Origin of the sequence: uncultured Georgenia sp., assembly GCF_937958535.1 — a bacterium.
Classification (GTDB): Bacteria; Actinomycetota; Actinomycetes; order Actinomycetales; family Actinomycetaceae; genus Oceanitalea.
This window is the reverse complement of sequence record NZ_CALGNQ010000276.1, coordinates 1-7,474: the sequence shown is the minus strand read 5'-3', so window position 1 is coordinate 7,474 and position 7,474 is coordinate 1. Positions and strand designations below refer to the sequence as shown.

Sequence of the window (7,474 nt, the reverse complement as noted above, 5' to 3'; positions counted from 1 at the left end):
GGTGGGGGTAGAGCGCGCGGCCGGTGCCCTCCGCCCAGGTGGCGAAGCCCTCGTACAGGGCATCCGCGTCGAGCTCACCGGCATCGCCCGCCTCGTCCTCCAGACGGTCCAGCAGGGCGTTGAGCTCATGCACCGTGATCGTCACGCTCCCCAGTCTCGCAGAGGCCGCGCGGCCCGTGGGCGGCCCCCGGCCCCGGGCAGTTCGTCGCCGGCAGCCCCCAGCGCGCCGCCGCGCCGCGACGGCGTTAGTCTGCGGCGGTCACCGCCGCCCACGGCCGGGCGGTGCGACGTCGGGGGGAGACGACGATGGACACGGTCAACGAGGTCCTCGGACAGATCAGCAACAACCTCTACACCTACGTGCTCGTCGCGCTCCTCGTCGGCACCGGGGTGTACTTCACCGTCCGCACCCGGGCCGTGCAGGCGCGGCTGTTCCTGCGGATGGTCTCGGTGGTCGCCCGCTCCCGCGGGGACAGCCACGGCGGGATCAGCTCCTTCCAGGCCTTCGCCATCGGCATCAGCTCGCGGGTGGGCACCGGCAACATCGCCGGTGTGGCGATCGCGCTCACCCTCGGCGGGCCCGGCGCCATCTTCTGGATGTGGGTGGTCGCCGTCGTCGGCATGGCCACCGCATTCGTCGAGGCGACGCTGGCCCAGATGTACAAGGTGCGGTGGCGCGACGGCACCTTCCGCGGCGGACCGGCCTTCTACATCCAGCGCGGGCTCGGCTCACGCACGTGGGGCGCCGTCTTCGCCGTCCTGCTCATCTTCGTCTTCGGCTTCGCCTTCGAGATGGTCCAGGCCAACACCATCACCGCCACCCTCGGCTCCGCGCACGACATGCCGCTGTGGGCCTCGACGGCGATCCTCCTCTTCCTCACCGCACCGATCGTCTTCGGCGGCATCCGCGCCGTCGCCCGCGTCGCCGAGCTGCTCGCCCCGCTCATGGCGGCCGCCTACGTGCTGCTCGCCCTGCTCGTCGTCCTGCTCAACCTCGGCGACCTGCCCGAGGTGGTCGGGATGATCGTGCGCGGCGCCTTCGGGCTGGACGAGGCGCTGGCCGGCACCGGCGGCGGGCTGCTCGCCGCCGTGCTCCACGGCAGCCGGCGCGGGCTGTTCTCCAACGAGGCGGGCATGGGCTCGGCGCCGAACGCCGCCGCCACCGCCACCGTGCGCCACCCGGCGCAGCAGGGCCTCATCCAGTCCCTCGGCGTCTTCGTCGACACCATCCTCGTGTGCTCGGCGACGGCCTTCATCGTCCTCATGGCCGGGCCGGCGGTGTACACGCCGGGCGTGACGGGGGAGGCGCAGGGCGCCTCGCTCACCCAGGCCGCGGTGGCCGAGTCCCTCGGGTCGTGGACGACGCTGCCGATGACCGTGCTCATCTTCGTCTTCGCCTACTCCTCGATCCTGGGCAACTTCACCTACGCCGAGTGCAACGCCGCCTACCTGTCCCCGAGGCCGTGGGCGCCGATCGCGCTGCGCACGCTCGTGGTGGCCGCGGTGCTCATCGGCTCCCTCGCCCAGCTGGCGACGGTGTGGACCATCGCCGACATCGCCATGGGGATGATGGCGATGGTCAACCTCGTGGCCGTCCTCATGCTCGGCCGGTGGGCGGTCGGCGCGCTGCGCGACTACGAGCAGTACCGCGGCAAGCCGCTCGGGGCCTTCCTCGGCCGGGGCAACCCGCTGCTGCCCGGCGACCTGCCCGGTGACGTGTGGGTCTCCCGGGAGGTGACGCCGTCCTCCCAGCGGGTGGCGTGACCGCCGCGCCGACGCTCCTGGCGGCCGGCGACGGCCCATATGGTGCGGGGGTGACCGGAGCTCCCGAGACGCCGCGACAGGCCGTGCCCGACGGCGTCCCGGCGCGTCCGGCGTCGACCGTGCTGGTGGTGCGGGACGGTCCGACCGGGGTGGAGGTCTTCATGCTCCGCCGGCAGCCGACGATGGCCTTCGCCGCCGGCGCGCTCGTCTTCCCCGGCGGCGGGGTGGACCCGCAGGACCACGACCCGGCGGTGCCCTGGCGCGGGCCCTCCGCCGCGGAGTGGGGCCGGACCCTGGGCCTGCCGGCGAGCGCCGCCCGGGCGCACGTGTGCGCCGCCGTGCGCGAGACCTCGAGGAGTGCGGGGTGCTGCTGGCCACCCCGCAGGACGGGGCCGACCCGCCCGACCCCGCGCTGCTGGCGGCGGACCGGCGCCGTCTCATCACCGGTCGGACGACGTTCGGCCGGCTGCTCGCCGCCCGTGGCCTGGTGCTCCGCTCCGACCTGCTGCGGCCGTGGGCGCACTTCGTCACCCCGGGGGGGTACCCGCGGCGCTACGACACCCGCTTCTTCCTCGCCCGCCTGCCGCACCGGCAGCAGGCGCTGCACCTGGGCGGGGAGGCCGCCGAGTCGCGCTGGTGGACGCCGGCGGAGGCGCTCGCGCAGGGGCTGAGCGGCGAGGTGCTCCTCATGGACCCGACGCGGATGTGCCTGGAGGACCTGGTCGACGTCGGGACGGTCGCGGAGCTGGTGGAGGCGCCTGGCGCGCGACGCTGAGCGTCGCGCACGGCGGGGTAGGTGGTCCGGCGCTGGACCGTCGTCGAGGCCGCCCTGCCGCCAGGGCGGCACCGCCGTCAGGCCAGGGCACGCACGGCGTCGATGGTGTCCGCCTCGGCCGCCGTCTTGTCGTCGCGGTAGCGCAGCACCCGGGCGAAGCGCAGCGCCAGTCCTCCGGGGTAGCGGGGCGAGCGTTGAACGCCGTCGAAGGCGATCTCGACGACCTGCTCGGGACGCACGAAGACGACGTGACCCTCGCGGTGTGTCTCCAGCTCCAGGAAGCGGCGGGTCTGCCACTCGAGCATCTCGTCGGTCATCCCCTTGAACGTCTTGCCCAGCATGACGAAGCCGTCGCGGTCGCGCGCCCCGAGGTGGATGTTCGACAGCCATCCCCGGCGGCGGCCGCTGCCCCACTCGACGGCGAGGACGACGAGGTCCAGCGTGTGGCGCGGCTTGACCTTGACCCATGCGGCGCCGCGGCGCCCGGCGTCGTACGGGGCGGTGAGGTTCTTCAGTACGACGCCCTCGTGCCCCTGGTCGAGGATCGCGCGGTAGAAGTCGGCGAGCTCGTCGGGGTCGGCGCTGACCCGGCGGGGGACGAGGGCGTGCTCGGGGACGACGTCCTCCAGGGCGGCGAACCGCTCGCCGGCGGGTGCCGTTATCAGGGTGGTGCCGTCGCGGTGCAGCAGGTCGAAGAAGTACACCGTGAGCGGCACCCCGCCGCCGGAGACCTCCTGTGTGCCGGTGCGGGCGGCCGTCTCCTGGAACGGGCGGGGGCGCCCGCCGGGGTCGAGGGCGATGGCCTCGCCGTCGAGGATGAGCCGCCGGGAGGGCAGGGCGCGCACGACCTCGGCGATCTCCGGCACCCGCTCGGTGATGTCGTCCAGGGAGCGGGTGAAGACGGCCACCTCGTCGTCCTTGCGGTGCACCTGCACCCGGATGCCGTCGATCTTGCCGTCCGCGGCCACCGGCTCCTCACTCCCCCCGCGCAGCTTGTCCAGCGCGGCGCCGAGGTCCGGGGCGGCGGAGGCCAGCATCGGTCGCACAGGTCGGAGCACGGCCGGGCGGAACTCCTCCAGCGCGACGGTTCCGCCGACCAACGCGGCGCGGGCGACCGGGCCGGTGAGCGCACTGAACATGGCGGCACGGCGCACGGTGGACACCGGCACCTCGGCCGCGGCGGCGACCGCCTCGAGGATGAGCGCGTCCAGCGCACCCTGCCGCACCTCGCCGAGGATGAGGCCGCGCAGGAACTGCTGCTCGCCCGTGGTGAGCGCCGCGAAGAGCTCGGCGACGGCCCTGGCGCGACCGGTCTGTGAACCGGCGCCGGTGAGCACCGCGATCTCCTCCAGCCGGCGGTCGACGTCGACCGGGGAGAGCGAGGGCTCCGGGGCCGGGTCGGGGAGGTCGGCCAGGGTGCGCCACCCCACGCCGGTGCGGCGCTGACGCACCCGCCCGGACAGGTAGGTGGCGACCACCTCCGCCTCCTCGGGCTCGGCCTCGCGCAGCGCAGCGGCGAGCAGCGCCCGCTTCTCCAGCCGGGAGCGGGTCGCGGCGACGGCGGCAGAGACCTCGGCGATGCGGGCGAAGAGCACGTGCCGATTCTGGCAGCGGGGCGCCGTGGATGCGCGGGCTCCGTCACAGGCGCTGCGACGACGTGGGGAGGGCGGGCAGGCGGGTCTGGCTGGGTACTGAGCTCTCGGTGGGAAACGGGCTGTGGGTGGGAAGTGAGCTCTCGGTGGGAAGTGGGCGCTCGGTGGGAAGTGAGCTGTGGGTGGGAAGTGGGCTCTCGGTGGGAGGTGGGCTGTCGGTGGAGGAGGCTCGGGTCGGTCGGTCGGTCGGGGCGGGCCGGGTCAGCCGGCGTCGGCGTAGGTGTCGACGACCGCGACGTCGAGCGGGAAGTCGATGGGGAAGTCGCCGAAGAGCAACCGGCCCGCGCCGGCCGCGGCCTCGCGGACCGCCGTCGCCACGTCCTCGGCGAGGTCGGCCGGGGTGTGGACGATGACCTCATCGTGGAGGAAGAAGACCAGGTGCGGGCCGGTGGCGGTGCCGTCGGGTCGTACCGCGTCCGGTCCGGCCGTGGCACGCAGCCGGTTGCGCAGGTCCGCCAGCCAGCACAGCGCCCACTCCGCGGCGGTGCCCTGGACGACGAAGTTGCGGGTGAAGCGCCCCCAGTCGCGGGCCAGCCGGCGGGCGACACGGCGGTCGTCGTCGGTGGCGCCGGGCTCGTGCTGCCGGTCCTGGGCGGCCTTCCACGCCGGCGGCGGCTCCGGCGAGGTGCGCCCCAGCCAGGTGCGGACCACGCCGCCCACCTCGCCGCGCATCGCCGCCCCCTCGACGACGGCGGTGGCCCGCGGGAAGGCGCGCAGCAGACGCGGGACGAGCTCACCGGACCGGCCGGTGGTCGCGCCGTACAGCGCGCCGAGCATGGCGACCTTGGCGTGGTCGCGGGTGTCGATGACCCCCTGGTCGACCAGTCCCTGGTAGAGGTCCCCGCCGCGGGCGGCGCCCGCCATGCGCTCGTCACGTGCCATCGCCGCGAGCACCCGCGGCTCGAGCTGGGCGACGTCGGCGACGACGAGCCGCCACCCCGGGTCGGCGACGACCGCCCCGCGCACCTGCTTGGGCAGCTGCAGCGCCCCGCCGCCACGCGTGGCCCACCGTCCGGTGACGACGCCGCCGACCACGTAGTCGGGGTGGAACCGCTCCCGGCCGCCGGGCGGACCGGGACGCACCCACTCCTCGGCCCACGCCCAGCCGTTGGCGCTGTGCAGCCGCGCCAGCCGCTTGTACTCCAGGAGCGGGGCGACGGCCGGGTGGTCGACCTGCTCGAGCTCCCACTTGCGGGTGGTCTGCACCGAGATCCCGGCCGAGCGCAGCGCGCGCAGCAGCGCAGGCCCGGAGTCGGGGTTGAGCCGTGGTGCGTCCAGGGCGTCGCGCACCTGTGCGGCGAGCGCCTCGAGCACCGCGGGCCGCGCGCCGTGGTGCGGCCGCGGGCCGAGCACCTCGGTGAGCAGCCGGTCGTGCGCCTCCGCGCTCCACGGCAGGCCGTCGTGGCGCATCTCGGCCGCGACGAGCGCGCCGGCCGACTCCGCGGCGAGCAGCGTGGCGAGCCTGCCCGGGTCGCGGCTCCCGGCGACGACCTCGCGCTGCCGCGCCCGCTCGGCGAGCACCTCCGCGGGCGGCAGCGGCGTCACCCCGAACAGGGTGGGCGGTGCGTCGAGCCCCTCCTCGCCCTCGTCGGCGGCGTCCCACAGCTCCGACGGCGGGGGAGCGTGGAGTGCGCGGCGCAGGATCCGGCGGCACAGCCGCAGGTCGTAGCAGCGCTCCACGCGCACCCCGGCACGGACCAGGCGGCCGTAGGTGGCGGCGGTGTCGGCCCACACCCAGCGCGGGCGGTGCTCACGCTCGAGGTGGCGCACGCGGGCAGGCAGGTCGGCGGCGGCGACCGTCTCGTGCCGCGTGGCACCGTCGTCGACGACCCCCAGGTGCGCGCCGTCGTCGTCCTCCACCACCACGATCTCCACGGACGAGAGCCTAAGCCCCACCATCCCCACGCCCGCCGGGTGCTGACAGCGGGCGGGACGGGATGGTTCACTGGCCTGCGAGGTTCCCGCGACGCGAGGAGGCGTGATGTCCGTCCGGTGGTACTCCGTCGTCGTCGACTGCCTCGACCACACGGCCCAGGCCGCGTGGTGGGCCGAGGCGCTCGGCTGGAAGCACGCCTACGACTCGGCGGAGGAGATCATCCTCGTCCCGCCGCACGCGCTGGAGCGGGGCGCCTCCGACGTCCCGCCCGACCGCCGCGGCCCGGGCCTCGTCTTCGTCCCGGTGCCCGAGGGCAAGACGGTGAAGAACCGGCTCCACCTCGACCTCGCCCCGCGCGAGCGTGACGACCAGCAGGCCGAGGTGCAGCGGCTCATCGACCTGGGGGCCACCCGGGTGGACGTCGGCCAGACCGAGCGCGCGTCGTGGGTGGTGCTCGCCGACCCGGAGGGCAACGAGTTCTGCGTGCTCAGCCCGCGCGAGGACTGAGCCTCCCCTAGGGTGGCGCCATGCGGCAGCGACGCTTCCTCCAGGTGGACGTCTTCGGTGCCGAGCCCTACCTCGGCAACCCGGTGGCCGTCGTGGTCGACGGTGAGGGGCTGAGCAGCGAGGAGATGCAGGCCTTCGCCGCGTGGACCAACCTCGCGGAGACCACCTTCCTGCTCCCGCCCACCACCGACGAGGCCGACTACCGGCTGCGGATCTTCACCACCGCCACCGAGCTGCCCTTCGCGGGCCACCCCACGCTCGGCTCGGCCCACGCCTGGCTCTCCGCGGGAGGGGCGCCGGCGCGCAGCGGGCGGCTCGTCCAGGAGTGCGGCGTCGGCCTGGTCGAGCTGCGGGAGAGCGAGGGGATGTGGTCCTTCGCCGCGCCCCCGCTGCGCCGCTACGAGCCGCCGGACGAGCAGACACTGGCCCGGGCGGTCGCCGCGCTCGACCTCGGTGCGGAGGACGTCCTCGCCGCTGCGTGGCTGGACAACGGCCCGCCCTGGCTGGCGCTGCGGCTGCGCTCGGCCGACGCCGTGCTCGCGGTGCGGCCGCGCTACGAGCGCTTCGCCGGCCTCATGATCGGCGTCTGGGCCGCCCCGGGCAGCGGCGGCACCGACGTCGAGGTGCGCGCCTTCACCGAGGCGGGGGCGGAGGACCCGGTGACCGGCAGCCTCAACGCCGGGTTGGCGCTGTGGCTCCGCGACACCGGCGAGGTCCACCCGCCCTACGTCGCAGCGCAGGGCACCGCCATCGGTCGCGCGGGTCGCGTCCACGTGCGAGAAGCGGACGGCACGCTGTGGGTGGGCGGGCGCACGACGACGGCGATCGCCGGCACCGTCGCGCTCTGAGGCACCGCAGGGCCGCCGCGGACGGGCGCGGGGCGCGGGGTGCACGACGGCG

The 7,474-nt window shown here is 75.2% G+C and carries 6 protein-coding genes; 4 read left to right on the top strand and 2 right to left on the bottom strand.

The window, feature by feature from the left end:
• Positions 1-306 precede the first annotated feature (306 nt).
• The gene (locus tag Q0195_RS15400) at positions 307-1,764 is read left to right on the top strand and encodes an alanine/glycine:cation symporter family protein (RefSeq protein WP_299280123.1); all 1,458 of its coding nucleotides are present in this window, start codon (positions 307-309) and stop codon (positions 1,762-1,764) included.
• Between the two features lie 364 nt (positions 1,765-2,128).
• Positions 2,129-2,539, top strand: a complete 411-nt coding sequence (locus tag Q0195_RS15395; RefSeq protein WP_299280121.1) for a hypothetical protein — start codon at positions 2,129-2,131, stop codon at positions 2,537-2,539.
• Between the two features lie 77 nt (positions 2,540-2,616).
• On the opposite strand, the gene Q0195_RS15390 is transcribed toward Q0195_RS15395, so the two are convergent.
• Entirely contained in the window at positions 2,617-4,134 is a 1,518-nt protein-coding gene (locus Q0195_RS15390; RefSeq protein WP_299280119.1) for an ATP-dependent DNA ligase, read from the bottom strand.
• A gap of 258 nt (positions 4,135-4,392) precedes the next feature.
• Positions 4,393-6,066 carry a bifunctional 3'-5' exonuclease/DNA polymerase gene (locus Q0195_RS15385; RefSeq protein WP_299280117.1) on the bottom strand — a complete coding sequence of 558 codons (1,674 nt, stop codon included), beginning with the start codon at positions 6,064-6,066 and terminating at the stop codon, positions 4,393-4,395.
• A gap of 106 nt (positions 6,067-6,172) precedes the next feature.
• On the opposite strand from Q0195_RS15385, the gene Q0195_RS15380 reads away from it, so the two are divergent.
• Together Q0195_RS15380 and Q0195_RS15375 are read left to right on the top strand one after the other, a co-directional pair.
• On the top strand, positions 6,173-6,574 hold the full coding sequence (locus Q0195_RS15380) for a VOC family protein (protein ID WP_299280115.1): 402 nt from the start codon (positions 6,173-6,175) through the stop codon (positions 6,572-6,574).
• Positions 6,575-6,594: 20 nt separating this feature from the next.
• Positions 6,595-7,422, top strand: a complete 828-nt coding sequence (locus Q0195_RS15375) for a PhzF family phenazine biosynthesis protein (RefSeq protein WP_299280113.1) — start codon at positions 6,595-6,597, stop codon at positions 7,420-7,422.
• Positions 7,423-7,474: the final 52 nt, after the last annotated feature.